The following is a 23,906-nucleotide window of genomic DNA, read 5'->3' as shown; positions in this document are numbered from 1 at the left end:
TGGTATGTTGTCAGCCCTGAAGTGCCGAATCGGAATTCCAGACATGCGCGACCTCGACCTCAAGACCCTGCGCCTGCTGGTGGCCGTCTGCGAACACCAGAACATCAAGCAGGCCGCGCTGCAGGAGCACATCGAGCCCTCGGCGATCAGCAAGCGCATTGCCGCGCTGGAGACCGATCTGGGCACGCCGCTGCTGCTGCGGGGTCGGCGCGGCGTGCTGCCGACGCCGGCCGGCCAGGCCCTGCTGGAGCATGCGCGCAGCATGCTGTTCACGATGGAGCAGGTCGAGCAGGACATGGCCGCCTTCAGCGCCGGCACGCAAGGCCATGTGCGCCTGGTCGCCAGCGCCTCGGCGATCGCCGAGCGCCTGCTGGACGATGTCGCGGCCTTCATGCGCGCGCCGGAAAACCGGCTCATCAAGGTCGATATCGAGGAACGCTACTCCCGCGACCTGGTGCGCGTGGTGCGCGACGGCAGCGCGGCGCTGGGTGTCTGCTGGGACAGCATCGCCTTCGAAGGCCTGGCCACCCGGCCGTACCGACGCGACGAACTGGCGCTGGCCGTGCATGCGGAGCACCCGCTGGCGCGCCACAAAAAGCTCGCCTTCGCCGACACGCTGGCGCACGAGCATGTGGGCCTGCAGCCGGCCACCGCGGTGCACATGATGCTCAGGCGCGCCGCCGCCCAGGCCGGCGGCAGCCTGCATTACCGCGTCATCGTGTCCAATTTCGACGCGGCCTTTCGTGTTGTCGCGGCCAATCTGGGTATCGCGGTCGTGCCGCGCCAGGTCGGCGGCGCCTATCTCGGGCGGGGCGTGCGCCTGATCACGCTCAGCGACGCCTGGGCGCGGCGGCGCTTCGCCGTGTGCTTCAGGCCCGGCGGCTTGTCGGCGGCCGGTGAGCGCATGTGCGAGTACCTGGCCAGCATGGCCGAGCGCTGAAGGCGTCGGAAAGCCGGCTTTTTCGACGGCTGCCGCGGGCGGCGATGCCCTAGGCTAGCTCGCTTGTCAGCACGCCACCCCGTTTCGGAGAAGCCTTCATGCAAGACATGACCCCATCGCCAGCGAGTTCGCTGGGTCGCCACAGCGTGGCTTTTCGCCTTTGGGCTTCGGTGATCGCGGTCATCGTCGCGCTGATCGCGGTGATCACTTTCGCTGCCGTGCGCAGCGCCAAGGTGCAGGAGCAGACCACCGCCGTGGCCGCCGCGATGGACGCCAAGGTCGATGCCGCCAGGCGCTGGGCCGGGCTGACCACCACCAATGTCGTGCGGGTGCAGGCCTCGGCCGCCAGCACCGACCCGGCCGTCGATGCCTTGTTCAAGGAAGTGATCGGCTCCACCATCGGCGAGATCAGCAAGGTCCAGAAAGCCATCGAGGGCATGGAGCTGAGCGACAAGGACAAGGCCTTGATGGACAAGGTCGCGGCCGAGCGCAAGACCGTGCTGGACTCGCTGGCCAAGATCCGCGGCATCAAGGCCACCGACCCGGCGGCCGCAGCCCAGGAGCTGAGCGCGCGCTTCAATCCGGCGGTCGATGTCTATCTGAAGGCCTTGAATGAATTTGCCGAGGAGCAGGTCCGCGCCAAGACCGAGATCCTGGCGGCGCTGGCCGAGCAGCGCAAGAGCACGGTGCGCATCGCCGGCCTGCTGATCACGCTGGTCGTGATCGGCCTGATCGCCGGCGCGGTCTGGCTGGTGCGCTCGATCCAGCAGCCGCTGGCCCAGGCCATGAAGGCGGCCGACCAGATCGCCGGCGGTGACCTGACCACCTCGGTGCATGTCGACCGCCGCGACGAGTTCGGCCTGCTGCTGGGCTCGATGGAGCGCATGGTGGCTCAGCTGCGCCGCGTGGTCGGCGAGGTGCGCCAGGGCATCGAATCGGTGTCCACCGCCTCCAGCGAGATCGCCACCGGCAACCATGACCTGAGTGCCCGCACCGAGCAGACCGCCTCCAGCCTGCAAGAAACCGCCAGCTCGATGGAAGAGCTGACGGCCACGGTCGGCCACTCGGCCGACACCGCCCGCCAGGCCAACCAGCTGGCCGGCTCGGCCGCGGAGGCTGCGGTGCGTGGCGGCCATGTCGTCGAGCAGGTGGTCAGCAATATGGCCCAGATCACCGAGAGCTCGCGCAAGATCGGCGACATCATCGGCACCATCGACGGCATCGCCTTTCAGACCAATATCCTGGCGCTGAACGCGGCCGTCGAGGCGGCGCGCGCCGGCGAGCAGGGCCGGGGCTTCGCGGTCGTGGCCTCCGAGGTGCGCTCGCTGGCCCAGCGCTCGGCCGAGGCCGCCAAGGAGATCAAGACCCTGATCGGCGCCTCGGTCGAGCGGGTCGAGTCGGGCGCGCAGCTGGTCGAGCAGACCGGCACCGCGATGCAGGACATCGTCAGCAGCGTCAAGCGCGTCACCGACCTGATCGGCGAGATCGCCTCGGCCGCCACCGAGCAGCGTGACGGCATCGCGCAGGTCAATGTGGCCGTCACCAACCTCGATCACATGACCCAGCAGAACGCCGCGCTGGTGGAGGAATCGGCCGCCGCCGCGCAGTCGCTGCGCGAGCAGTCGGCACGGCTGGCCGAGGTGGTGTCGGTGTTTAAGGTGGACCAGCAGTTCCAGGCCAGGGCCGCCATCACGGCGCCGTCGCCGAAGCCGATCACCAAGAGCGCGCCGCGTCCCGCGCCGGTGGCGGCGAGGAAGCCGGCACCGCCGAAGCCGGTCGCCCGTCCTGCGCCGGCTCCCGCGCCCAAGGCCAGCCCGGCGCCGACCACCGACGAGTGGGAATCGTTCTGATCAGTCCCAGCTCGGCGCCAGGCCCTCTGGATTGACCAGGCGCCCGCCGCGTTCCAGGCTCGCAATCTGCGCCATCTCGGCCGGGCTCAGCACCAGCTGCTGCGCCAGCAGATTGCTGGCCAGGTTCTCGCGCTTCGTCGAAGACGGGATCACCGCATGGCCCAGCTGCAAGGCCCAGGCCAGCACGACCTGGGCCGGCGTGGCGCGGTGCGCCGCCGCGATGCCGGTGATCCGCTCGTCCTTCAGCACCGCGCCATAGGCCAGGGTCATATAGGACGTGATCGGCACGCCCTGGCTGCGCGCGAACTCGACGATCTTGCGGTTCTGCAAGTAGGGATGCAGCTCGATCTGATTGGTCGCGATGTGTTCGGCGCCGACCGCGGCAATCGCCTGCTTCAGCAGATCGACCGTGAAGTTCGAGACGCCGATCTGGCGTGTCAGGCCCTGCGCCTTGGCCTCCATCAGCGCCGCCAGGGTCTCGGCCAGCGGCACCGCGCCGCCCGGCGAGGGCCAGTGGATCAGGCTCAGGTCGAGGTAGTCGGTGCGCAGCTTGGCCAGGCTGTCCTTGAGACTTGGGATCAGCCGGTCGCCGGCCAGCTGATCGGTCCAGACCTTGGTCGTCAGGAACAGCTGCTCGCGCGGCACGCCGCTCGCGGCCATCGCCTGGCCGACCTCGGCCTCGTTGCCATAGATCTGGGCCGTGTCGATGGCCCGGTAGCCGAGTTCCAGCGCGGTGGTGACCGAGTCGATGACGATCTGGTCCTTCAGGCGGAAGGTGCCGAGGCCGAAGGCGGGGATGGTGTCGTTCATGGTTTGACCTTGCAATCAGTGAATCAATGGCCGACCGCTGCCGCCCCGCCGCGTGACGGGCTGAAGCCGCTGCGCCTGTCCAAGGCGCCGCTCCAGGCCGTCAGGCCCAGCGCGCCCAGCACCACCAGGGCGCCGATCCAGGGCGTGTTCAGCAGGCCCCAGCGCGCGACAATCTCGCCACCCAGCAGCGCACCGCCGGCGATGCCCAGATTGAAGGCCGCGATGTTCAGGCCCGAGGCCACATCGATGGCGCGCGGCGCGTGGGTCTCGGCCTGCTGCACCACATAGACCTGCAGCCCGGCCACATTGCCGAAGGCCACCGCGCCCCACAGCAGCACGGTCAGCACCACCAGCGGCTTGGAGCCGGCGGTGAAGGCCAGCAGCAGCAAGACCGCGGCCAGCAGCGCGAAGATGATCTTCAGCGCGCCGATAGGCCCGCGCTGGTCGGCCAGCTTGCCGCCCCAGATATTGCCCACAGCGACCGACACCCCGTAGGCCAGCATCACCAGGCCGACCGCACTGGCATCGAAGCCGGCGACGTCCTGCAGAATGGGCGCCAGATAGGTGAAGGCCACAAACGAGCCGCCATAGCCGACCGCCGTCATCGCATAGACCAGCAGCAGGCGTGGCTCGCGCAGCACGGCCGCCTGTTGCAGCAGCGAGGCCGGCTTGCTGTGCGCGATGTTCCTGGGCACGAAGACCAGGCTGCCGACAAAGGCGATCAGGCCCAGCGCGGCGACCGCCAGAAAGGTCGCGCGCCAGCCGAAGTGCTGGCCGATGAAGGTGCCCAGCGGCACGCCGGTCACCAGGGCCACGGTCAGGCCGGTGAACATGGTCGCGATCGCGCTGGCGGCCTTGTGCTTGGGCACCAGGCCGGTGGCGATGGTCGAGCCGATAGAGAAGAACACGCCGTGCGCCAGGCCGGTGACGATGCGGGCGGTGATCAGGCTCTCATAGCCGGGCGCCTGCCAGGCCAGCAGATTGCCGGCGGTGAACAAGACCATCAGACCCAGCAGCAAGGCCTTGCGCGGCACGCGGCCGGTCAGCGCGGTCAGCACCGGAGCGCCGATGGCCACGCCCATCGCGTAGAGGCTGACCAAGAGGCCCGCCGAGGGCACGCTGACGCCGAGGTCGGCGGCCAGGGTCGGGATCAGGCCGACGATGACGAACTCGGTCGTCCCGATGGCAAAGGCGCTGAGGGTCAGCGCCCAGAGGGCAAGAGGCATGATGAGGAACTCCGGGATGCTTGAAAGAAAGTGGCCGCAGTGTGGCCGCGCCGCCTTTGCAGATAAACCCCAGATCCCGCGATAGATTCTTGAATAAACTTCAAGAATGAAGACCACGCTCGATGAATTGCAGACCCTGGTCGCCGTGGTCGACGGCGGCTCGATCACGGCTGCCGCCGAGCGCCTGGGCCAGACCGTCTCGGCCGTCAGCCGCTCGCTGGCGCGGCTGGAGGAGAAGCTGGACACCAGCCTCTTGAGCCGCACGACGCGCCGGCTCGCGCTGACCGAGGAGGGTCAGGTCTTGCTGAGCCGGGCGCGCAAGATTCTCGACTCGGTCGAGGAGGCCGAAGACCAGCTGGCCCAGCGCCGCCAGAAGCCGGCCGGGCGGCTGCGTGTCAATGCCGCCTCGCCCTTCATGCTGCATGTGCTGGTGCCGCTGCTGGGCGAGCTGCGCGCGCGCTATCCCGAGCTGGAGCTGGAGCTCAACAGCGATGAGCTGAACATCGACCTACTGGAGCAGCGCACCGACGTGGCTTTTCGGATCGGCGCGCTGCGCGACTCCACGCTGCACGCGCGGCCGCTGGGCAGCAGCCGGCTGCGCGTGCTGGCCAGCCCGGCCTATCTGAAGGCGGTGGGCCGGCCCCGGACGGTGGCCGACCTGGCCGGCCTGAGCCTGCTGGGCTTTGCGCAACCGGAGAGCCTGAACGACTGGCCGCTGCGCCACCCGCAGGGCGATGCGCTGCGCATCACGCCCAGCCTGCAGGCCTCCAGCGGCGAGACCCTGCGCCAGCTGGCGCTGGCCGGCCAGGGCCTGGTCTGCCTGGCCGACTTCATGACCCAGGCCGATCGCGAGCGCGGCGATCTGGTCCAGGTGCTGGTCAAGGACACGGTCGAGGTGCTGCAGCCGATCAACGCGGTCTACTACCGCAACACCCAGCTGGCGGCCCGCATCGCCTGCTTTCTCGACCATGTGGCCGAGCGCATCGCCGGCTGCACCTGGGTGCTGCGCTAGCGAGCGGTGCGCGGCTCAGGCCTGCGGCGGCGACAGCAGGCGGCGTTCGCCGAGCAGCGACGCAGGTCGGTACGTCGGCGCCCCGCTCAGCGGCTGCGCGTCAGGCCTTGCAGCAGGGCGTGGCGCCGGGCCAGCGCGGCCGCGACCAGCACACCGGCCAGCACCGCCAGCCCATTGAGCAGGCCCCACAGCGGCGGCACCTGGGGCGACAGCAGCAAGGTGATCAGCGGCACCGCGACCAGAGACGTGGTGTCGGCCGCGCACACCACGCCGTACATCAGCCAGGCCAGCCAGGCCAGACCCAGGCCGCCCAGACACCAGGCGGTGGCGGGCCAGCGGCCGCGCCGGTAGGGGCGCAGCGTCACATAGCTCCAGCTCAGGGCCAGCACAAAGATGGGCAGGGCATAGACGGCGGCCTCGGCCAGCAGCTGCGGCAGGCTCTCCGTATGCCCCCACAAGGAACTCAGCACCGAGGGCAGGCGCAGACCGGCCAGCGTGCCGCCCAGCATCACCGCCGTGCTGTAGAGGGCCAGCCCGGAGGCGAAGGCACCGATGCGCCGCGAGTGTTTCATGAAGCCCTGACAAACTAGGGATGGACGTGACCCGATTCTGATGGATTGCGTCGCTGAAAACCACGCGCACCCCTCATCTCAAGGGTCGGTCTTACCCCTGCTTGATGGCCGGGCCCAAGCTGTCCACCAGGCCCTGGAAAGCCCGCCACAGCGGCGCTTGCTCGCGCCCCTGGAGCTGCTCCAGGGCCAGGGCGGCCGCCTCCAGGGTCGAGAGCTGATGCGTGCGCTGGGCCTTGCGGACCGCGTAGCGCGAGGCCGGCGGCTGCTCCCAGCTCAGCCGCGGCAGGGTCTGCAGCAGCGGGTTCAGCGCCAGCATCTTGCGGCTCTTGCGCCAGGTGCCGTCCAGCACGATCAGCCGGCTCGGCGCGGCCGGCAGCGGCGGCCCGGGCCGCGCCGGATCTTCCGGATAGAGCAGCACCGCGCCGTCCAGCAGCGGCGCCAGCTCGTCAGGCTCGAAGACCTCGCCGACCAGCAGCCGGCTGCGTGCCAGGCACAGATGCAGCAGCCGGGCCGTGCCCTTGGCCTGGCGCTCCTCCAGCGGGTGCTGCAGGATCAGCAGTTCCAGCGCGTTGTCCACCGGCGCGGCCAGCGCGCAGATGCAATGGCTTTGCGGGCGCAGGCAGCGCGTGCAGCGGGCGCGGGTCATGGTCGCCGTGGCGCTCAGGCCGGTCCGAGGCTGTCGAGCAGGCTCAGGAAACGCGCCACATCCAGCGGCTTGGTCAGATAGTGGTCGAAGCCCGCCGCCCGGCCGCGCGCCAGATCCTCGGGCTTGGCATTGGCGCTGACCGCGACCACCGGGATGCCGCGGGTGGCCGGGTCGGCGCGCAGGCGCTGCAGCACCGCATAGCCGTCGAGCTCGGGCAGATTGATGTCCAGCAATATCAGCGCCGGCCGCTGCTCGGCCGCCAGCGCCAGGCCGCCGTGCGCGCCCAGCGCCTTCAGCAGCTCGATGCCGGGCCGCATCGCGACGATGCTCTCGACCAGATGCAGATTGGCCGCGTTGTCTTCGATGCAGAGGAGCCGCCAGCTCGGCGCGCTGTCGGGCGGCAGTGCCGGCGCCGGTGCCGATGCGGGCAGGGGCAGTGCCTGCGAGCCTTGCGCCAGCGGCAGCTCGATCCAGAACTCGCTGCCCACACCGGGCCGGCTCTCGACCCCGATGCGGCCCTCCATCAGCTCGACCAGGCGCTTGGCAATGGCCAGGCCGATACCCGTGCCCTCGATCGCGGCCTGGTCGGCCGCCAGCCGCTCGAAGGGCACGAACAGCCGCGCGCGCTGCTCCGCGCTGAGGCCGACGCCGCTGTCGGCCACCGTCAGCCGCAAGCGCCCGCCCAGCGTCCGGCTGCCTATCGTGACCCAGCCCTCGCGCCGGTTGTATTTGATCGCGTTGGACAGCAGGTTCAGCAGCACCTGCTTGAGTCGCACCGGATCGGCCCAGACCAGCAGCGCCTCGGCGCCGGGCTCGGCCTGCATGCGGATGGCGCGCGCATGGGCCTGCGGGCGCAGCAGCGACAGGCAGTCGGCCAGCAGCGGCGCCAGCGCCACCGACTCGGGCGCAACCGCGAACTTGCCGGACTCGATGCGCGCCAGGTCCAGCACCTCGTTGATCAGGTCCAGCAGATGCTCGCCGGCCTTCAGGATCTCGCGCAGATAGTCGGTCTGCCCGGGCTCGCGCAGCTGCAGCTCCAGCAGCTGGCCGAAGCCCAGGATCGCGTTCAGCGGCGTGCGCAGCTCATGGCTCATGCGCGAGAGGAAATCGCTCTTCGCGGCATTGGCCCGCTCGGCCTCCTGCTTGGCCTGCAGCAGCTCGGCGGTGCGGTCCAGCACGCGCTGCTCCAGCTCCTCATTGAGCTGCTGCAGCGCCCGCTCGGCCTGCTTGCGCGCGGTGATGTCGGTGATGCTGCCGCGCACCAGGCGCTGGCCGGCCGCCGGCATGCGCACCAGCCGCACCTCGCAGGCCACGTCGCGGCCGCTGCTGTGTCTGTGCGTCCATTCGAACACCGGGCTGCCGCCATCCAGGGCCTGGCGCATCCAGCCCTGGGACGCCGCCAGGCTGGGCCGGCCGTCGGGCTGGGTCGGCGGGCTCAGCTGGCCCGGGCTGCAGCCCATCAGCTGATCGCGCGCCAGGCCGAACAGGCGCACCGCGTTCTCGTTGACCTCGCAGTAGCAGCCGGCATCGGCGTCGAACATCATGATGGCCTCGGGCGCCAGCTCGATCTGCAGGCGGAAGCGCTGCTCGCTGTCGGCCAGGGCCTGGGCGGCGCGGCGCCGCTCGGTCACGTCCATGGTCGTGCCGAACAGGCGCAGCGCCTGGCCGGCCGCGTCATGCTGAACCCGGCCTATCTCCTCCAGCACCCGTTCGCCGTCGGGGCGCAGCACGCGAAACTCGATGCGGTAGGACGGCGTCTGGCCCGGCAGCAGCGGCCGCTCGACGGTGCTGCGCAGGCGCTCGCGGTCGTCCGGATGCACGACCTGCAGCGCCAGGTCCAGGCTGGGCCGCACCAGGCCGGGCGTGAAGCCGAACAGGCGGAACTCCTCGTCCGACCAGGTCGACTGGCCGCTGATGACGTCGTAGTTCCAGTTGCCCAGATGGGCCATGGTCTGGGCCTCGGCCAGCAAGGCCTCGCTGCGCGCCAGCTGATCGCGCGCCAGCCGCTTCTCGGTGACATCGCGCAGCACCGCCAGCAGGCATTGCTGGTCCTGCAAGGTCACCAGCATCGGGCTGACATCGGCGTAGAAGACCTCGCCGCTCTTGCGCCGGAACGCCAGCTCCTGGGCCAGGCTGAAGTCGCCCCGCTCGATGCGCGCCATCACCTGGCGCATCCGCGGTATCGCATTGGGCGGATGCAGCTCGGGCGGCGTCAGCGCCAGCATCTCGGCCTCGGTATAGCCCAGCATGCGGCAGCAGGCCGGGTTGGCCATCAGCAGCCGGCCATCGGCCACCCGGGCCACCAGAATGCCCTCCTGCGCCTTGTCGTAGATGGCGCGCAGCGTGGCCTCGCTGTCCTTGAGCCGGCGCTCCAGCTCGCGCTGCTCGCCGACCTCCCAGAAGATGCCGCAGACCCCGACCGCCCGGCCCTGGGCGTCGAAGATGGGCGTCTTGATCGTGTGGACCGTGCTGTCCATGCCTTCGTGCACATCCTGCTCGTCGAAGGCCTCGACCTCGCCGCGCGCCATCACCCGGGCATCGTCGGCACGGTATTTGTCGGCCCATTCGCGTGGATGCAGCGCGTAGTCGTCGCGGCCGATGATCTCGGCCGGCGTGCGGCCGAAGCGCATCGCGTAATGCTTGTTGACGGCCTGGTAGATGCCTTGCGCATCCTTGATGAAGACGCTTTGCGGAATGTGGTCGATCAGCGCGGCATAGCTGGCGCGCTCGTCGCCCAGCGGATGGGGCGCCTCGGGGGCGGGGTCGGGACGCGCGGCAGACGACATTCGCTAGGCCTGGGTTCTATGCTGGTTTGCCGGGCAGTATCGGGGACGGGACTTGCCTAGGGCAACAAGGGCTTGTCATCCAAAAGCGCCTCTATCCTGGCCATCATCGCGCGGTAGGCCGGCGCCTCGGGGCCGCCGTACTGCTGCCGGAACTCGGCGGCGCTGAGGAACTCGGGCAGATCGGAGACATCGGGCAGCAGCTCGGCCTCGCTGAGGCCGGCGGCCAGACGCTGCTGCAGCGCCTGCGGGCGCTGCACGGCCAGCAGCCCCAGCCGGCTGCCGGCGCGGTCGGCGGCGATGTCGTTGAAGCTGAAGCCACTGCCGCCGCGGACATCGGCCTGCTCCTTGTAGAGGCCCACGGCGTCGGCCAGCGGCCCGCCGCCCTCGGCCGCCAGCACCGCCGAGATCAGCAGATGCAGCGGGAAATCAGGCCGGCCATAGAGCTGCACCTCCAGCGGCCGGGGCTGGGGCCAGCCGCGCGCGGCCGGCACCAGCCGGCCCAGGCCCTGGCCGCTGGCATAGGCGGCCAGGCTCAGCAGCGCGGCGCGGTTCTCGGCCGCCGCGTCCTGGCCGGCGGCCGTGCGCTCGGCGGCCAGCTGGAACAGCGGCGTCAGCAGCGCGACCACCGACACCGGGCCCGGCTGCTTGGCGGCCAGCTGCACCAGCCGGTCCGAATAGGCGCGCAGCCGCGCCTGATCGGCGGCCGGCAGCAGCGAGTCCAGCATGCGGCGGTAGCTGTCGGCATGCCATTCATAGGCCAGCTGCACCCGACCGTGCTCCAGCGCCACATGCTTGATCATCTGGCGCAGCAGCCGCGCTTCCTCGAAGGCCGCGACGCGCGCCAGCGCCCGCTCGCGCAGCAGCGCGGTCAGCCAGTCGGGCAGCGGCAGCCGGCCCAGGCGCAGGTCCACGATGCGCGGCAGGCCGCCGTTCTGCACCAGGCGCGCGCTGGCATTGAGCCAGAACGGTCCGCCCAGCGCCAGGCTGGCGCGGGCCAGCGCATGGCCGTCCTGCAGGCTCAGCCGGGCCGCCAGCTGCGGGTGGCGGCTGGACAGATAGTTCAGCAGCAGGGCCAGCTCGGCCTCCGACACCTGGACCGAGCGCAGCTCGCCCGGCGGCCCGAGGCGCGGGTCGTTGCGGCGCAGGAAGTTGCGGGCCTTGGCCACATCGGCGGCCGAGATCGCCGGCGGCTGGGGCACGGCCGGCGCGGTCTGCAGGGCCAGCGCCAGGGCCAGCAAGGCCGTCAGCGACAGCGCGGCCAAGAAGTAGAAAGAGCAGCGCAAAAACAATGTCATTGCCGCGCAGTCTGCCAGCTTTGCGCGTCCGGCCCGGCCTCCGGACGAACACTAGAATGCCCCGGCACGCCCGCCTGCCTTCTCGCCAACCCGGAATCTCCTGCCATGCGTTTGATCACCTCCTCGCTGATTGCCCTCGGTCTGGGCGCCGCCCTGATGGCCACGGCCTCGGCCCAGGTCACCGTCAAGGACGCCTGGGTGCGCGCCACCGTGCCGCAGCAGAGAGCCACCGGCGCCTTCATGCAGCTGAGCGCCGCCAAGGACAGCCGCCTGGTCTCGGTCAGCTCCAGCGCCGTACCCATCGTCGAGCTGCATGAGATGGCGATGGACAACCATGTGATGAAGATGCGCCAGATCCCGGCGCTGGAGCTGCCGGCCGGCAAGAGCGTCGAGCTCAAGCCCGGCGGCTATCACCTGATGCTGATGGACCTGAAGCAGCAGGTGAAGGTCGGCGACACGCTGCCGCTGACCCTGGTGTTCGAGGACAAGGCCGGCAAGCGCGAGACCGTCGAGGTCAAGGCCCAGGTGCGGGCGCTGGGCGCGGCGGCCGCCAAGCACGAGGGCCATAGCGAGCACAAGCACTGAGCGCCGGTCTTCTTCAGAAGCTGTAGCGCGCCTTCGCGTAGTAGTAGGCGCCGTTGAAGCCGATCGGCGACAGCACGTCGTAGGGGAAGTTGCCGAAATAGCCGATGTCGGCGATCGAGCGGCTGGGGTAGCGGTCGCCGATATTGACGCCGCCGACGCTGAGACTGAAGGCCGGGCTCAGCTTGACTTCGGCCTCCAGATCGAGCTGCCAGCGGGCCGCATAGGTCTGGGTCGGCGTGAAGCCGCCGCCGAAGTCGAACACCCGCGTGCTGCTGCCATGGCGGGTCGCGCGGGCCTGCCAGTTCCAGGCCCCGCCCTGCCAGTTGGCGCCGATCACATGGCGCAGCCGCGGCGCGGCACCGCTCAAGGTGTTGCGCTCCTCGGTGCCGACCAGGGGCCGGTCAACACCCAGCGCCACCAGCGCGGCCGGCGTGTTCTGGATGTTGCGTAGCGTCGTCTTGTTATAGGACGAGGCCAGGCTCCAGCGCAGCTCGCCGCCCAGCGCCGCATGGCGCCACTGGCCGACCAGGTCCAGGCCCCGGGTGTGGGTGTCGACCGCATTGGTGAAGAAGTTGACGCTGTCGACCCCGCTTTCGCCGAACTGGCTTTGGATCAAGCCGGTCAAGGCTTCGCTGGACAGGCGCTCGGACAGCGTGATGCGGTTCTTGACCCGCACCGTGTAGGCGTCCGCCGAGAGGCTGCTGCTGGCGCTGGGCCTCAGGGTCAGGCCCAGGCTGGCGTTGCGGGCCTTCTCGGCCCGCAGGTCCTGCGCCCCCAGCGCGCGGGCAATCGCGCCGTTGGAAGGCAGGGTGCGCACCTGGCTCAGCGCGCCGCCGTCGCCGCGGTCGGTGACGGTGAAGCTGAAGCCGGTCTGGGCCAGCGAGGGCGCGCGGAAATTGCTCGACAGCGCGCCGCGCAGCGCCACCGCGGGCGTGAAGGCATAGCGGGCCGAGAGCTTGGCGGTGGTGGCGGCGCCGAAGTCGGAGTAATGGTCCCAGCGCAGCGCGGCGTCGGCGAAGAGTTCGCGCGTCAGGTCGGCGCTGAGGTCGGCATAGAGCCCGGTGACGCGGCGCGACAGCCTGAGCGCATCGCGCGGCTGCAGTCCCGGCGCGGCCTGGGCGCCGGCCGGGCCGTCGAAAGGGCCCACCGCATAGGAGGCCGGGTCGCCGGGCCGGGTTTCGAAGCGCTCGTGCCGCGCTTCGCCGCCCAGCGCCAAGGTGGCCGGCCTGGCAAGACCTGGCACCAGCAGCTCGCGCGTGAAGTCGGCGCTGGCGCTGAGCTGGCGGCTGCCGAACTGGCCGAGATGAAAGCGTGTCGGGCTGGCCGCGCCCAGCGAGGTGTTCAGGGTGTTGCGCAGGCCGTAGTCGAAATCGTTCTGGCCCAGGTTCAGGCTGGCGTCATAGCTCCAGACCGGGCCCAGCGCGCCGCGCAGCCCGGCCACGGCCTGCAGATCGCGGTTCTTGCCGGTGGTCTGCGGGCGAAAGCCCTTCGGGTAGAGGGCTTTGACATTGGCCCCACTGTCCGGATAGCGGAAGTAGGCCGCGCCGAGCGTCTCGCGCTGGTCCCAGGTGGCGAAGGCATAGGCCTCGTCGCCGCCGGCCAGACTCAGGCCGCTGTTGAGCCAGAGGCTGAGCTTGTCGGTCTCGGGCTCGCCGGGCGCGTAGTTGCGCTGGCCCACGGTCGCCAGATTGGCCGGCGTCGGCTCTTCCCAGGGCGGCAGCTGGTCGGGGCCGGCGCGGTTCGTCGCGTTGCGGTGCGCCGCCTCGGCGCCCCAGCGCAGGAAGCCGGCGTCGCCGAGCCGGTGGCCCAGCGTGGCGCGCAGCTCGCGGCTCTGGCCGTCGGTGAGGCGTTGGCCGGTGGGCTTGAAGTCGGTGTGATGGGCGCCGAGCGTGCCCTCGATCTCGCCAGCGCCGCTGCGGGCGTCGTCGAGGATGATGTTGATGACGCCGGCGATCGCGTCCGAGCCGTACTGCGCGCCGGCCCCGTCGCGCAGCACCTCGATGCGCTGGATCGCCGACAGCGGGATCGAGTTGAAGTCCACCGGATTGGTGCCCTTGCCGGTCTTGGATTCCAGATTGACGATGGCGCTGTTGTGGCGGCGCTTGCCGTTGATCAGCACCAGCACCTGGTCGGGTGAGAGCCCGCGCAGCTGGGCCGCGCGCACATGGTCGCCGCCGCCCGAGTTGGACTGGCGCGGGAAGTTGAACGAGGGCAGCAGGGCCTGCAGCGCGGCGGCCAGATTGCCGTCGCCGGCCACCGCGCGGCGCAGCTCCTGCTGGCTCAGCACATCGATGGGCAGGCTGGAGTTCAGCAGCGTGCGGTCCTTGGCGCGCGTGCCGGTGACCAGCACGCCGTCGAGGCTGTGCTGGGCCAGGGCCGGGCTCTGGGGGAGCAGGGCCAGCAGACTGGCCAGGGCGATGCTCTTCGTTCTTTTCATGACGGCAAGGGGATAAGGCAAGAAGTGACCCCGGCGAGGCTAAGGCGCCGACGGCGCGGCGCCAACAACGCATTGGGAATATGCTCATGCAGTCGCGCCGACGCATCAGATGGCGTGTCGATGGGCAGGGCGGTCGGCGTAGCATCGCGCCCCATGTCCGAACCCTCCATCGCCCTGCCCGAGCGCCGCCTCGATGTGCGCCATGCCGTGTCCGTCTGCGTCGGCATGGTGATAGGCGCCGGCATCTTCAAGACCTCGCCGATGGTGGCCGGCGCGCTGGCCAGCGATGCGCAGCTCTATCTGGCCTGGGCCTTCGGCGGCCTGCTGTCCCTGGTCGGCGCGCTGTGCTTTGCCGAGATGGCGGCGGCCTTTCCCGATGCCGGCGGCGACTATCACTTTCTGCGCCGCGCCTATGGCCAGCGCCTGGGCTTTCTGTTCGCCTGGTCGCGCTTCGCGGTGATACACACCGGCTCGATGGCCTTGCTGGCCTTTGTGTTCGGCGACTATCTGGCCCAGGCGATCGATCTCAGCCCCTGGCTCGGGCCCTATGCCAATGCGGTGCTGGCGGCCGGCCTGATCGCGCTGCTGACCGCGCTGAACCTGGCCGGCGTGCGGGTCGGCCTGGGCACCCAGCTGGGCCTGATGAGCGTGGTGCTGGGCGGGCTGGCGCTGCTGGGCGGGGCCGGACTGTCGCTGGGCGTGCCGCCGCAGACACCGCTCAGCACGGCCGGCGCCACGCCCGACTGGGGCACGGCGATGATCTTCGTCTTCCTGGCCTATGGTGGCTGGAGCGACGCGGCCACCCTGTCGGCCGAGATGCGCGACGCGAAGCACGGCATCGTCAAGGCGCTGCTACTCGGCCTGGCCCTGGTGATGGGCCTCTACCTGCTGGCCAACTGGGCCTATCTGCAGGGTCTGGGTCTGGCCGGCCTGGCCGCCAGCGCCGCCCCGGCCGCCGACCTGATGCGCGCGGCCTTCGGGCGCGGCGGCGAGCTGTTGATCGTGGGCATCGTCACCTTGACCGCGCTGTCGGTGATGAACGCGATCCTGATCGCCGGGCCGCGCACCACCTATGCGGCGGCGCGGGACCTGGCGCGCGAACTCCACCTCGGCAAATGGAACGCCAAGCGCGGCACGCCGACGGCGGCCGTGCTGGCCACCAGCGGCGTGGCGCTGGCCCTGGTGGCCTTCGGCGCGGCCACGCGGGGCGGCTTCTCGACCATGGTCGACTACCTGTCGCCGGTCTACTGGTTCTTTCTATGCCTCAGCGGCGCCGCCGTCATCGTGCTGCGCCGCCGCGAGCCGGATGCGCCGCGCCCGTTCAAGGTGCCGCTGTACCCGCTGCTGCCGTTGCTCTTTGTGGGCTGCTGCGCCTATCTGCTCTATGCGAGCCTGGTGTATGTGAAGGCGGGGGCGCTGGTGGGGGTCGCGGTGCTGGGGGTAGGGGCGGTGGTGTTGTGGCCGATGACGCGGGGGGCGCGGTAGGGGGGCTGCCCGTTCCCCGCTCCGCCACGGCCCTACACCTGCCCACCCACGCCCTTGAACTTATCCACGAACGCGGCGATTTTCTGAAACACGCCCTGCTTTTTGGACAGGTACTGCGGATTCAGCGGGCTCATCTTGGGAAGAACCGCATTGAGTTCAGTGCCCGTCTCACTGGCGAACTCCCGTTTGAGTGAGGCGGTTATATAGCGCCTTGCGGCCTCCTCATTCAGGTTCTCGGCGCTGATCAGCTCTTGCACCTCACGCTGCTGCTCCGCTTGGGCAAAGGTGAAGAAGGCGTCAATCACACCGGCCTTGTCTCCCATCCGGTCCAGATCGGTCTGGTTGATGAAGTCCACCACCAGACTCTCTTTGGCACGGTTGCCCAGGCTCGCGCGAATCACGCGGCGCACCTCATCCACCAACTCCGATTTGCTCCTGATCTTTTTGTTGTGCTCAAAGATCAACTCCAGGATGTAGTCCAGATTGATTTCTTGCGACTTGAGCAGGTCCACCTCGAAGATCACATCGTCCCAATCAATGGTGGACTGGTCCTTCTCAGCCCCGGCCTTTTGCCGGCGCAGCCAGTCGCGCACGTCGTTGTAGGTGGAACGGTAATCCTGAATCTTTCGCTCAGCGGGGATAGTGATGGCTTGCAGCGCGCTCAGATCCTCGGCATTCAGATAGTGCTTTGCCTTGAACGCCTCCACCGCAGTCGGGTCATGCATGTCGACGCTCTGCAAAGCCTTAAGGCTGGCAAATTCATCGTAGTTTTGCAGTACGTTCTCAACGCGCAAGTACTCGCCAAACAGCTTGGCGAAGGCTTTCTTGTCGGCCTCTTTTTCGATGGCGGCAGGGGCCGGAAAACGCTGTTCCAGCTCCTTCACCACCTCCACAAAGCCACGCCGCGCTTCGCCGGTCACGACATCGGTGAAGCCCTCCATGTATTCCTTGTAGCTCTTCTCCAGCACCACGTTCTTGGTGTTCTTGTCGCCGAACAAAGTGATGGCAGCTATGGTCGCCTGCTCCAGATCGCGGAAGGTGACGATGTTGCCAAAGGTCTTGGTGGCGTCAAAGATGCGGTTGGTGCGCGAATAGGCTTGCATCAAGCCGTGGAAGCGCAGGTTTTTGTCCACGAACAAGGTGTTCAGCGTGGGGGCGTCAAAGCCGGTCAGGAACATGCCCACCACGATCAGCAGATCCACTTGTTCTTCGCTGGGAAGTCTCTTGCCGCTATCGTCTGCGCCCTTTACGCGTTTGGCCAGATCGCGGTAGTAGTTTTGAAAGCCGTTGCTGTCCACGCTGAAGTTAGCTTTGAACAGCGCGTTGTAGTCCGCGATGGCCGCGCTCAAGAACTCCTTGGCGCTGCTGTTCATGGCCGACACATCGAAGCTCTCGTCCTGAATGTCGCCCACCGCTTCCTGCTCTTCGTTGGCAGCAAACGAGAAGATGGTCGCCACCTTTAAAGGCTTGCCGCTACTCTTTTGCTGCTCCCTGAAGCACTCGTAATACAGCTTGGCAGCGTCCACGCTGCTGACCGCGAACATGGCATTGAAGCCCTTGTTGCCCGCTTGCAGGCGATGGGTTTTCTGTCGGAAGTTGCTCAGGATGTACTGCGTGATCTCGCGGATGCGGTCGGGGTGCAACAAGGCTTGCCTGTTCTCCGCCGCGCTAAGCTTTCTCTCGTCTTGCTCAGTTTCGATGGCTTTGAACCGCGGGCGCACATCGTTGTAGTCAACCTTGAACTTCAGCACCTTCTCATCACGAATTGCATCGGTGATCACATACGAATGCAGCTCGCGGCCAAAAACACTTGCAGTGTCTTCTGCACCCAAAGCGTTATGGCCGGCAATTATTGGCGTGCCAGTAAAGCCAAACTGATAGAACTTCTTGAACTTCTTCTTCAGGTTCTTCTGGGCTTCACCGAACTGGCTGCGATGGCACTCGTCAAAAATGAAGACCACCTGCTTGCCGTAGACGGGCAGATCGCCCTCGCTCTTCATCAGGTTGTTGAGCTTCTGAATGGTGGTGACGATGATCTTGTTGTCATCCTTGTCCAGATTGCGCTTCAGGCCAGCGGTGCTGTCCGAGCCATTCACACTGTCCGGTGAAAAGCGCTGGTACTCCTTCATGGTCTGGTAGTCCAGATCCTTGCGGTCCACCACAAAGAACACCTTGTCGATGAACTCCAGCTCGGTGGCCAGGCGAGCCGCCTTGAAGCTGGTCAGCGTCTTGCCGGAGCCGGTGGTGTGCCAGATGAAGCCGCCGCCCTCTGGCGTGCTCCAGCTCTTGGCCTGGTAGGCGCTGTTGATCTTCCACAGAATGCGCTCGGTGGCCGCGATCTGGTAGGGGCGCATCACCAGCAGCGTGTTGCTGGTGTCGAACACCGAGTAGCGCAGCAGCACCTTCAGCAGCGTGTCTTTCTGGAAGAACGTGGCCGTGAAGTCCTTCAGGTCTTTGATCAGGCTGTTGTCGGCCTTCGCCCAGTGCATGGTGAAGTCGAAGCTGTTCTTGTTGCGCTGGGTGGTGTTGGCAAAGTAGCGGCTGTCGGTGCCATTGCTGATCACAAACAGCTGCAGAAACTTGAACAAGGAATGCGCGCCGTTGAAGCTCTCCTTGCTGTAGCGGTGCACCTGGTTGAAGGCCTCGCGAATAGCCACCCCACGCCTTTTCAGCTCCACCTGCACCAGGGGCAGGCCGTTGACCAGGATGCTCACGTCGTAGCGGTTGGCGTGGCCACCCGTTTGCTCAAACTGCTTGATCACCTGCACCTTGTTGCGGGCGAGGTTCTTCTTGTCCAGCAGGTAGATGTTCTGGATGCGCCCATCGTCAAACACGAAGTCGTGCACATGGTTGTCGTGGATCTTGCGGGTTTTTTCAACGATGCCATCGCTGGGCTTGTGCAGCCAGGTCTCCACAAAGCGCAGCCACTCGGCGTCTGAAAACAGCACATTGTTGAGCTCTTGCAGAGCCACACGCACATTGGCCATCAAGGCCTCGGGCGTATTCAGGCCCAGCGGCGCCTCATAGCCTTGATGGACCAGATCCTGAATGAACTCCCGCTCCAGATCGCTTTCGCTTTGATAGCCCTCGGTGACCTGCCATTCCTTGCTGTACTTGTCCAGAACGATGAAGTTATTGGACTCGGCAATTGTCTTGTAGTTGTCAATCATTCGGCTGAACCCTTGTTCTGCATCAGTCGTTTGACTTCGCGATCAAAGTCCGATTCGATCCGCTGCTGCTTATTGAATTTTTCATATTCAGCGAAGGCTTTGCGCTCGGCTTGCTGGCGCGTAGTACTGCCATAACCTTCAAGAATCTGATACTCATTGAAGGAGAGAAACTTGTCCACGCTTTGAGCAAAGCTCTCCATCGTGAAGGTATTGCGCCGCTCGATAATCCCCTCGATGTAATCGAAGAATGCGGACACGGCCCGCTCAAGCTTTTTGATATCGATCTCGCTCAGGTAATTCTTCGCAATCACCGCATCCGACTTCAAGACACGGCCCTCCGGCGCATTCTTGTAGGTGCTCATGCCCATCAGGGGCTTGCTGGCATCGGCGTTCAGCGCAATTATTTCCGCCGAAGTATGGCCGGTGATCGCATAATGAAACTTGTCCTGCACATGCGCGTAGAATAGGCGAGTGGCTTCTGATTTTGGGTCGTAGTCAATGCTGCACTCGGCAAAGATATCCGTGATCTGCTGATAGATTCGCCGCTCACTCGCACGAATGGAGCGCACCCGCTCCAGCAATTCACGGAAGTAATCCTTGCCAAAGTAGCGGCCGTTTTTCAAGCGCTCGTCATCGATGGCAAAGCCCTTGATGATGTATTCCTTGATCAACTGGGTGGCCCAGATGCGGAACTGCGTGGCCTGCGCCGAGTTCACCCGGTAACCGACCGAAATCACCGCATCCAGGTTGTAGTACTTGACCTGTTGCGTTTGTGTCAAGCCGGCCACCGCCCCGTGATCCGTGGTTGTTTCCAAAATGGAAATAACCACTTCTTCCGCCAGTTCGCCACTCTCGAAAATATTCTTCAGATGCTTGGAAATGGCCGGCACACCCACGCCAAACAGCTCGGCCATGCGTTTTTGCGTCAGCCAAATCGTCTCGGCACTGAGCAGCACCTCAACCTTGATGGCGCCATTTGGTGCGGTGTAAAGCAAAAACTCCGTGGTTTGATCACGCAGACTCAGACTCTTACTGGGCATTGTTTACTTCCCCCTGCCAAAAGCCATGCTTGCTTGTCAGATGCGTCAGCAGCAACTTGACCATCGCCTGCTCGGCGGGCGTCGGCTGTGCCACCGCTTCATTCGACAACGTGCTGTGGCTGGTGAAATTGAGGACCCGGCTCAGGTAGAGCTGCTGGTCATCCGGCAAGAGCTCCGACCAGCCCCGGTGGCCCAGAAAACTGGCCGTCTTCTCGTAGAGATTGCGCAGCAAGGTGAAGTGGTAGCGCTCAACCCGGTTCTCGGCAATCGCCTGCTCGATGGTTTGCTTCAAATGCAGGTGATAAGAAAAGCTCTTGTTGGAGTCGCCCTGCTTTTCAGTGAGGGCAAAGCTGCCGTCGTCAAAACGCTCCAGCAGGTAGCACACCTTGTTCTTGAGCTCATTGAACAGCACGTTGTAGAACAGCGGGCTGTGCGTCGTGATGATGAACTTCAGGTCGGATTGGCTGGATTTGATCAAACTCGCCAAATTGACCGCCAACTCGATCAGGTGGTTTTCATCGAGTGAACTGACCGGGTCATCAATGAACACATAGCCCAAGTTATTGAACGCTGGGGTGGAGCGATCTGCCACCTCCGGGATGTTCAGCTCGGCAATCAGTTGCTCCAGCAGCGCGTTGAACACACTCCAGATGAAATTGCTTTCCTCACCTTTGGAGATCTTGATGTTCGGCTCTGGCTGATTGTTGCCGCGCTCGAAGGAAAAGCTCACGGCCGAATAGTCCGCGCTGAAATGCGGCGTCAGCTTGTCGCTGGTGTAGCGCTGGAAAGTGGCAGTGATGCTCTGATCCTGGCCCTGTTCTTCAAACACCCATCTTGTGAAGGCGTTGGGCTGGATTCTCAGCTTGGGTTCGGCATCCTGACCCAGATCGTTATCCCAATAAAACAGGTCTTCGGTGAAGGCGCTGTAGTAGAGGATTCTCTTGCTGGCCAGGTCTGACGTCGATGCGTCTTCGCCCTCGCCCTTGGGCGAGATCAGTTCCTTGAACTCCCGCGACAGGCGTGTCTTGCCCGTGCCATTGAAAGCGTAGATCAACTGCACCTTTGGAACTGGTTTGGCTTCGTCAACCTCTTTGGTTTTCTCAGCAACAGTTTTCCTGACTGTCTTGGGCGTGCTGAGTTGCTGCGCAATTTCCGTTAGCGTCTTGCCCATGTCAGGCCTCTAGCTGCGAGGTCTTCGGGAAGCTCAACAGCAAATCGCGGTAATGCTCGTATTGCTTTTGACGCAACGCAATTTCACGCGGCAAGCCTTCGCTGATGGAGTTGGTCAGGGCATCGAATTTGTCAAGGATGGCGACGATGCGCACCTGCTCAGCGAGAGATTTTTCAGGATCATCCGGAAACGGGACAGGAATCCTGACTTTCTCCAATCCATTGATCAGCAATCTATTGACCTTCCCTCGCGATACATGTTTCGCCTTCTCATCAATGAATGCCGCCGTTTGCATCACGTAGGAAACAAACTTTGGATTCATTGAATGCCGAAAAGCATAGCTGTCGTCATGGATGGCAACCCGTTCACTTCCAATCCAGGCAACGGCCTTGCCAACATCCTCAACCGTCTCGCCAACACCCGCAATGACGACGTCACCTGGCTCTGCATAGCGTAGCGATTCGGCCAAGTCCTTTCTGACCTGGGAATGTGCGTGAGAGGCAAATGCGCCATACCGGGTATATATCTCGCCGTAATGAATGACGCTGATTCCGTCTTCAACATAGTCGGCCTTGGTGAAGCGCTTGCCGCGGATAAATTCCCCGATCTCGCCCAGCGCGCACCACTCCACATTCCCGTCTTCAAAACCCAACAACTGGTCGCGATAGTGCTTGTATTGTTCTTTGCGAGCTGTAAGCTCGGCTGTAAGCTCGGCTGTAAGCTCGGTAAAGGTATCCAGTACACGAACGATTTCGGTCTGAATTTCAAGCGATTTTTTCGGATTTCCTGGACAAAGGATGGGGATTCTTATCTTCTTAAATCGTTCTTTCGATATATTGAACCTGGTTACCCCACTCGCAGCCCTTGCGATATCGGCGCGCAGGATTTTTGAGCGAAATAGGTATTTTGAAAATTCAGGTGTCAAGGGGGTTCCTTCATTGAACCTCAATCCGAATGAGAAGCTATTCAAATAGATTGGCTCTGCGAACTTCTTAGTGACGGCGGAGGACATGCCTGCCTCGTCGGCAATCTCGGATGATCCGGTGAACAACACATCACCGTATTTGACTTCATTTTGCTTTTCATTGGATGAAATTTTGACGCACTCGAGAGCATCAAAGTCAACATCTATGTTGGCAAATATATTTTTATACGTGATAAATTTTGAGGTTCCGCTCTCAAAATCAGATTTCGTTTTTCCACTAAGTCCGCCGTAAATTTCGGCCACTTGCCCTAAGGGCTTCCACTCGACATCCACCCCATCGAGCAGCTTCTCCATAAAGCCCAGACTGCTCATGCCTCCAACTCCTCGCCTTCAATCTTCGCCACGATGGCGTCAATCTCCTTACGCAACTGGTCGATCCGCGACGCGGTAGTTTTCAGTTCGGCATTGAGCTGGGCAATATCCACTACTTCGCGGGTGTCCTTGGCCTCTATATAGCTGCTGACCGACAGGTTGTAATCATTGGCGGCCACCGTCTCAAAAGGGACGGACTGGGCGAAGTGGTCGATGTTCGCCTTGCTGCCGAACACCTGCATGATTTGCTGGATGTGGCCGGGATTGTTCTCGTCATCGTTGTCCGTGAGAACGTTGTTGTTGGTTTCTTTCTTGAACAGTCCGCTGGCATCGATGAACTGAATCGTGGTGTCGGTCTTGTGCTTGGACAGCACCAGAATCGTCACGGCGATGGTGGTGCCGTAGAACAGGTTGGGCGCCAGCGAAATCACCGTTTCCACATAGTTGTTGTCCACTAGGTATTGGCGAATCTTCTGCTCGGCGCCGCCCCGGTAGAAAATGCCGGGAAAGCAGACGATCGCCGCGCGGCCTCGTGCGGAGAGATAACTCAGCGCGTGCAACACAAAGGCAAAGTCGGCCTTCGATTTGGGCGCGAGCACGCCGGCCGGGGCAAAGCGATCATCGTTGATCAGCGTGGGGTCGTCGCTGCCGATCCACTTCACCGAATAGGGCGGGTTGGAGACGATGGCGTCAAAAGGCCGGTCGTTGGCAAAGTGCGGCTCGATGAGGGTGTCGCCCAGTTGGATATTGAATTTGTCGTAGTTGACGTTGTGCAGGAACATATTCATCCGCGCCAGGTTGTAGGTGGTGTGGTTGAGTTCCTGGCCGAAGAATCCCTCTTCAATGATGTGGGCGTCGAAATGCTTCTTGGCTTGCAGCAGCAGCGAGCCGGAACCGCAGGCCGGGTCGTAGATCTTGTTGACCCGGGTCTGCCCGTGCATGGCAACCTGGGCAATCAGCTTGGAGACATGCTGCGGCGTGAAGAACTCGCCACCCGACTTGCCCGCGTTGGCGGCGTAGTTGGAGATGAGGAACTCGTAGGCGTCGCCGAACAGGTCGATCTGGTTGCCTTCAAAGTCGCCAAAGTTGAGATCGGCCACGCCTCTGAGCACAGCGGCCAGGCGGGCGTTTTTATCTCTGACCGTGTTACCCAGGCGGTTGCTGGTGGTATCGAAGTCGGCAAACAGGCCTTTGATGTCGCGCTCAGACGGGTAGCCGTGGGCTGAGGCTTCAATCGCGGCAAAGATGGCGGCCAGGTCGGTGTTCAGGCTTTCACGACTCGCGGCGCCGGCGGTCACCCTGGCGAAGAGCTGGCTGGGGTAGATGAAGTAGCCCTTGGTTTTGACGGCGTCGTCTTTGATCTCGGGGGTGATCACGCTGTCGGACAGCTCGGCATAGCGGACGCTGTCGTCGCCGCCTTCGATATAGGCCGCAAAGTTTTCGCTGATGAAGCGATAGAACAGGGAACCGAGCACGTATTGCTTGAAGTCCCAGCCGTCAACGGCACCGCGAACCTCGTTGGCGATTTGCCAGATGCGGCGCTGCAATTCGGCGCGCTGTTGTTTGCCTGTCATGATCAAAGTC

General features: G+C 65.0%; 17 protein-coding genes. 5 read left to right on the top strand and 12 right to left on the bottom strand.

The features are described from left to right. The first annotated feature begins 43 nt into the window (after window positions 1–43). Both ABGI63_RS04330 and ABGI63_RS04325 read left to right on the top strand, forming a co-directional pair. Complete coding sequence (locus tag ABGI63_RS04330; protein WP_349741222.1) at window positions 44–940, top strand: LysR family transcriptional regulator; 897 nt, start codon at window positions 44–46, stop codon at window positions 938–940. A gap of 98 nt (window positions 941–1,038) precedes the next feature. Beyond that, window positions 1,039–2,790, top strand: a complete 1,752-nt coding sequence (locus ABGI63_RS04325; RefSeq protein ID WP_349741221.1) for a methyl-accepting chemotaxis protein — start codon at window positions 1,039–1,041, stop codon at window positions 2,788–2,790. Here the strand turns inward: ABGI63_RS04325 and dkgB are convergent, their stop codons facing one another. Together dkgB and ABGI63_RS04315 are read right to left on the bottom strand one after the other, a co-directional pair. Then, on the bottom strand, window positions 2,791–3,600 hold the full coding sequence (gene dkgB / locus ABGI63_RS04320) for a 2,5-didehydrogluconate reductase DkgB (protein WP_349741220.1): 810 nt from the start codon (window positions 3,598–3,600) through the stop codon (window positions 2,791–2,793). A 23-nt stretch (window positions 3,601–3,623) separates the two neighbouring features. Beyond that, window positions 3,624–4,826 (bottom strand): MFS transporter, encoded by a 1,203-nt coding sequence (locus ABGI63_RS04315; protein ID WP_349741219.1) that lies wholly within the window; start codon window positions 4,824–4,826, stop codon window positions 3,624–3,626. A gap of 106 nt (window positions 4,827–4,932) precedes the next feature. Here ABGI63_RS04315 and ABGI63_RS04310 point away from each other — a divergent pair, with 106 nt between their 5' ends. Continuing rightward, window positions 4,933–5,838, top strand: coding sequence for a LysR substrate-binding domain-containing protein (locus ABGI63_RS04310; RefSeq protein WP_349741218.1), 906 nt, complete (start codon window positions 4,933–4,935; stop codon window positions 5,836–5,838). Window positions 5,839–5,924: 86 nt separating this feature from the next. Here ABGI63_RS04310 and ABGI63_RS04305 read toward each other — a convergent pair whose 3' ends face one another. From ABGI63_RS04305 to ABGI63_RS04290, 4 genes are all read right to left on the bottom strand, one after another. Next, window positions 5,925–6,410, bottom strand: a complete 486-nt coding sequence (locus ABGI63_RS04305) for a hypothetical protein (protein WP_349741217.1) — start codon at window positions 6,408–6,410, stop codon at window positions 5,925–5,927. Between the two features lie 91 nt (window positions 6,411–6,501). After that, window positions 6,502–7,056, bottom strand: a complete 555-nt coding sequence (locus ABGI63_RS04300; RefSeq protein WP_349741216.1) for a tRNA-uridine aminocarboxypropyltransferase — start codon at window positions 7,054–7,056, stop codon at window positions 6,502–6,504. A 14-nt stretch (window positions 7,057–7,070) separates the two neighbouring features. After that, window positions 7,071–9,842, bottom strand: coding sequence for a PAS domain S-box protein (locus ABGI63_RS04295; protein WP_349741215.1), 2,772 nt, complete (start codon window positions 9,840–9,842; stop codon window positions 7,071–7,073). Window positions 9,843–9,898: 56 nt separating this feature from the next. Further along, on the bottom strand, window positions 9,899–11,137 hold the full coding sequence (locus tag ABGI63_RS04290; RefSeq protein WP_349741214.1) for a hypothetical protein: 1,239 nt from the start codon (window positions 11,135–11,137) through the stop codon (window positions 9,899–9,901). A gap of 105 nt (window positions 11,138–11,242) precedes the next feature. On the opposite strand from ABGI63_RS04290, the gene ABGI63_RS04285 reads away from it, so the two are divergent. Further along, window positions 11,243–11,722 (top strand): copper chaperone PCu(A)C, encoded by a 480-nt coding sequence (locus tag ABGI63_RS04285; protein ID WP_349741213.1) that lies wholly within the window; start codon window positions 11,243–11,245, stop codon window positions 11,720–11,722. Window positions 11,723–11,735: 13 nt separating this feature from the next. On the opposite strand, the gene ABGI63_RS04280 is transcribed toward ABGI63_RS04285, so the two are convergent. After that, window positions 11,736–14,159, bottom strand: coding sequence for a TonB-dependent receptor plug domain-containing protein (locus ABGI63_RS04280; protein ID WP_349741212.1), 2,424 nt, complete (start codon window positions 14,157–14,159; stop codon window positions 11,736–11,738). Between the two features lie 153 nt (window positions 14,160–14,312). Between ABGI63_RS04280 and ABGI63_RS04275 the strand changes: the two genes are divergently transcribed. Continuing rightward, on the top strand, window positions 14,313–15,644 hold the full coding sequence (locus ABGI63_RS04275) for an APC family permease (RefSeq protein WP_349741211.1): 1,332 nt from the start codon (window positions 14,313–14,315) through the stop codon (window positions 15,642–15,644). 32 nt (window positions 15,645–15,676) lie between these two features. Here ABGI63_RS04275 and ABGI63_RS04270 read toward each other — a convergent pair whose 3' ends face one another. From ABGI63_RS04270 to ABGI63_RS04250, 5 genes are read right to left on the bottom strand one after another with little or no spacing between them, the layout of a single operon-like run. Continuing rightward, the gene (locus ABGI63_RS04270; protein WP_349741210.1) at window positions 15,677–18,814 is read right to left on the bottom strand and encodes a type I restriction endonuclease subunit R; all 3,138 of its coding nucleotides are present in this window, start codon (window positions 18,812–18,814) and stop codon (window positions 15,677–15,679) included. Continuing rightward, entirely contained in the window at window positions 18,811–19,854 is a 1,044-nt protein-coding gene (locus ABGI63_RS04265) for a virulence RhuM family protein (RefSeq protein ID WP_349741209.1), read from the bottom strand. Before ABGI63_RS04265 ends, ABGI63_RS04270 begins: the two co-directional genes overlap by 4 nt. Continuing rightward, a complete protein-coding gene (locus tag ABGI63_RS04260) occupies window positions 19,844–21,025 on the bottom strand; it encodes an anticodon nuclease (RefSeq protein ID WP_349741208.1) in 1,182 nt (393 codons plus the stop codon). Before ABGI63_RS04260 ends, ABGI63_RS04265 begins: the two co-directional genes overlap by 11 nt. Window position 21,026: 1 nt before the next feature. Then, complete coding sequence (locus ABGI63_RS04255; protein ID WP_349741207.1) at window positions 21,027–22,322, bottom strand: restriction endonuclease subunit S; 1,296 nt, start codon at window positions 22,320–22,322, stop codon at window positions 21,027–21,029. Beyond that, a complete protein-coding gene (locus ABGI63_RS04250) occupies window positions 22,319–23,896 on the bottom strand; it encodes a type I restriction-modification system subunit M (RefSeq protein ID WP_349741206.1) in 1,578 nt (525 codons plus the stop codon). Before ABGI63_RS04250 ends, ABGI63_RS04255 begins: the two co-directional genes overlap by 4 nt. Window positions 23,897–23,906: the final 10 nt, after the last annotated feature.

This window comes from Roseateles cavernae, from assembly GCF_040187885.1.
In the GTDB taxonomy this organism is placed as follows: Bacteria; Pseudomonadota; Gammaproteobacteria; order Burkholderiales; family Burkholderiaceae_C; genus Roseateles_E; species Roseateles_E cavernae.
Note: the sequence above shows the minus strand (reverse complement) of the source record. Positions and strands in the feature narration are given on the sequence as shown.

Bases quoted from the DNA above. Each gene is read 5' to 3' on its own strand.
- ABGI63_RS04330 (WP_349741222.1), top strand. From the start codon at position 44: ATGCGCGACCTCGACCTCAAGACCCTGCGCCTGCTGGTGGCCGTCTGC.
- ABGI63_RS04325 (WP_349741221.1), top strand. From the start codon at position 1,039: ATGCAAGACATGACCCCATCGCCAGCGAGTTCGCTGGGTCGCCACAGC.
- dkgB (WP_349741220.1), bottom strand. From the start codon at position 3,600: ATGAACGACACCATCCCCGCCTTCGGCCTCGGCACCTTCCGCCTGAAG.
- ABGI63_RS04315 (WP_349741219.1), bottom strand. From the start codon at position 4,826: ATGCCTCTTGCCCTCTGGGCGCTGACCCTCAGCGCCTTTGCCATCGGG.
- ABGI63_RS04310 (WP_349741218.1), top strand. From the start codon at position 4,933: ATGAAGACCACGCTCGATGAATTGCAGACCCTGGTCGCCGTGGTCGAC.
- ABGI63_RS04305 (WP_349741217.1), bottom strand. From the start codon at position 6,410: ATGAAACACTCGCGGCGCATCGGTGCCTTCGCCTCCGGGCTGGCCCTC.
- ABGI63_RS04300 (WP_349741216.1), bottom strand. From the start codon at position 7,056: ATGACCCGCGCCCGCTGCACGCGCTGCCTGCGCCCGCAAAGCCATTGC.
- ABGI63_RS04295 (WP_349741215.1), bottom strand. From the start codon at position 9,842: ATGTCGTCTGCCGCGCGTCCCGACCCCGCCCCCGAGGCGCCCCATCCG.
- ABGI63_RS04290 (WP_349741214.1), bottom strand. From the start codon at position 11,137: ATGACATTGTTTTTGCGCTGCTCTTTCTACTTCTTGGCCGCGCTGTCG.
- ABGI63_RS04285 (WP_349741213.1), top strand. From the start codon at position 11,243: ATGCGTTTGATCACCTCCTCGCTGATTGCCCTCGGTCTGGGCGCCGCC.
- ABGI63_RS04280 (WP_349741212.1), bottom strand. From the start codon at position 14,159: ATGAAAAGAACGAAGAGCATCGCCCTGGCCAGTCTGCTGGCCCTGCTC.
- ABGI63_RS04275 (WP_349741211.1), top strand. From the start codon at position 14,313: ATGTCCGAACCCTCCATCGCCCTGCCCGAGCGCCGCCTCGATGTGCGC.
- ABGI63_RS04270 (WP_349741210.1), bottom strand. From the start codon at position 18,814: ATGATTGACAACTACAAGACAATTGCCGAGTCCAATAACTTCATCGTT.
- ABGI63_RS04265 (WP_349741209.1), bottom strand. From the start codon at position 19,854: ATGCCCAGTAAGAGTCTGAGTCTGCGTGATCAAACCACGGAGTTTTTG.
- ABGI63_RS04260 (WP_349741208.1), bottom strand. From the start codon at position 21,025: ATGGGCAAGACGCTAACGGAAATTGCGCAGCAACTCAGCACGCCCAAG.
- ABGI63_RS04255 (WP_349741207.1), bottom strand. From the start codon at position 22,322: ATGAGCAGTCTGGGCTTTATGGAGAAGCTGCTCGATGGGGTGGATGTC.
- ABGI63_RS04250 (WP_349741206.1), bottom strand. From the start codon at position 23,896: ATGACAGGCAAACAACAGCGCGCCGAATTGCAGCGCCGCATCTGGCAA.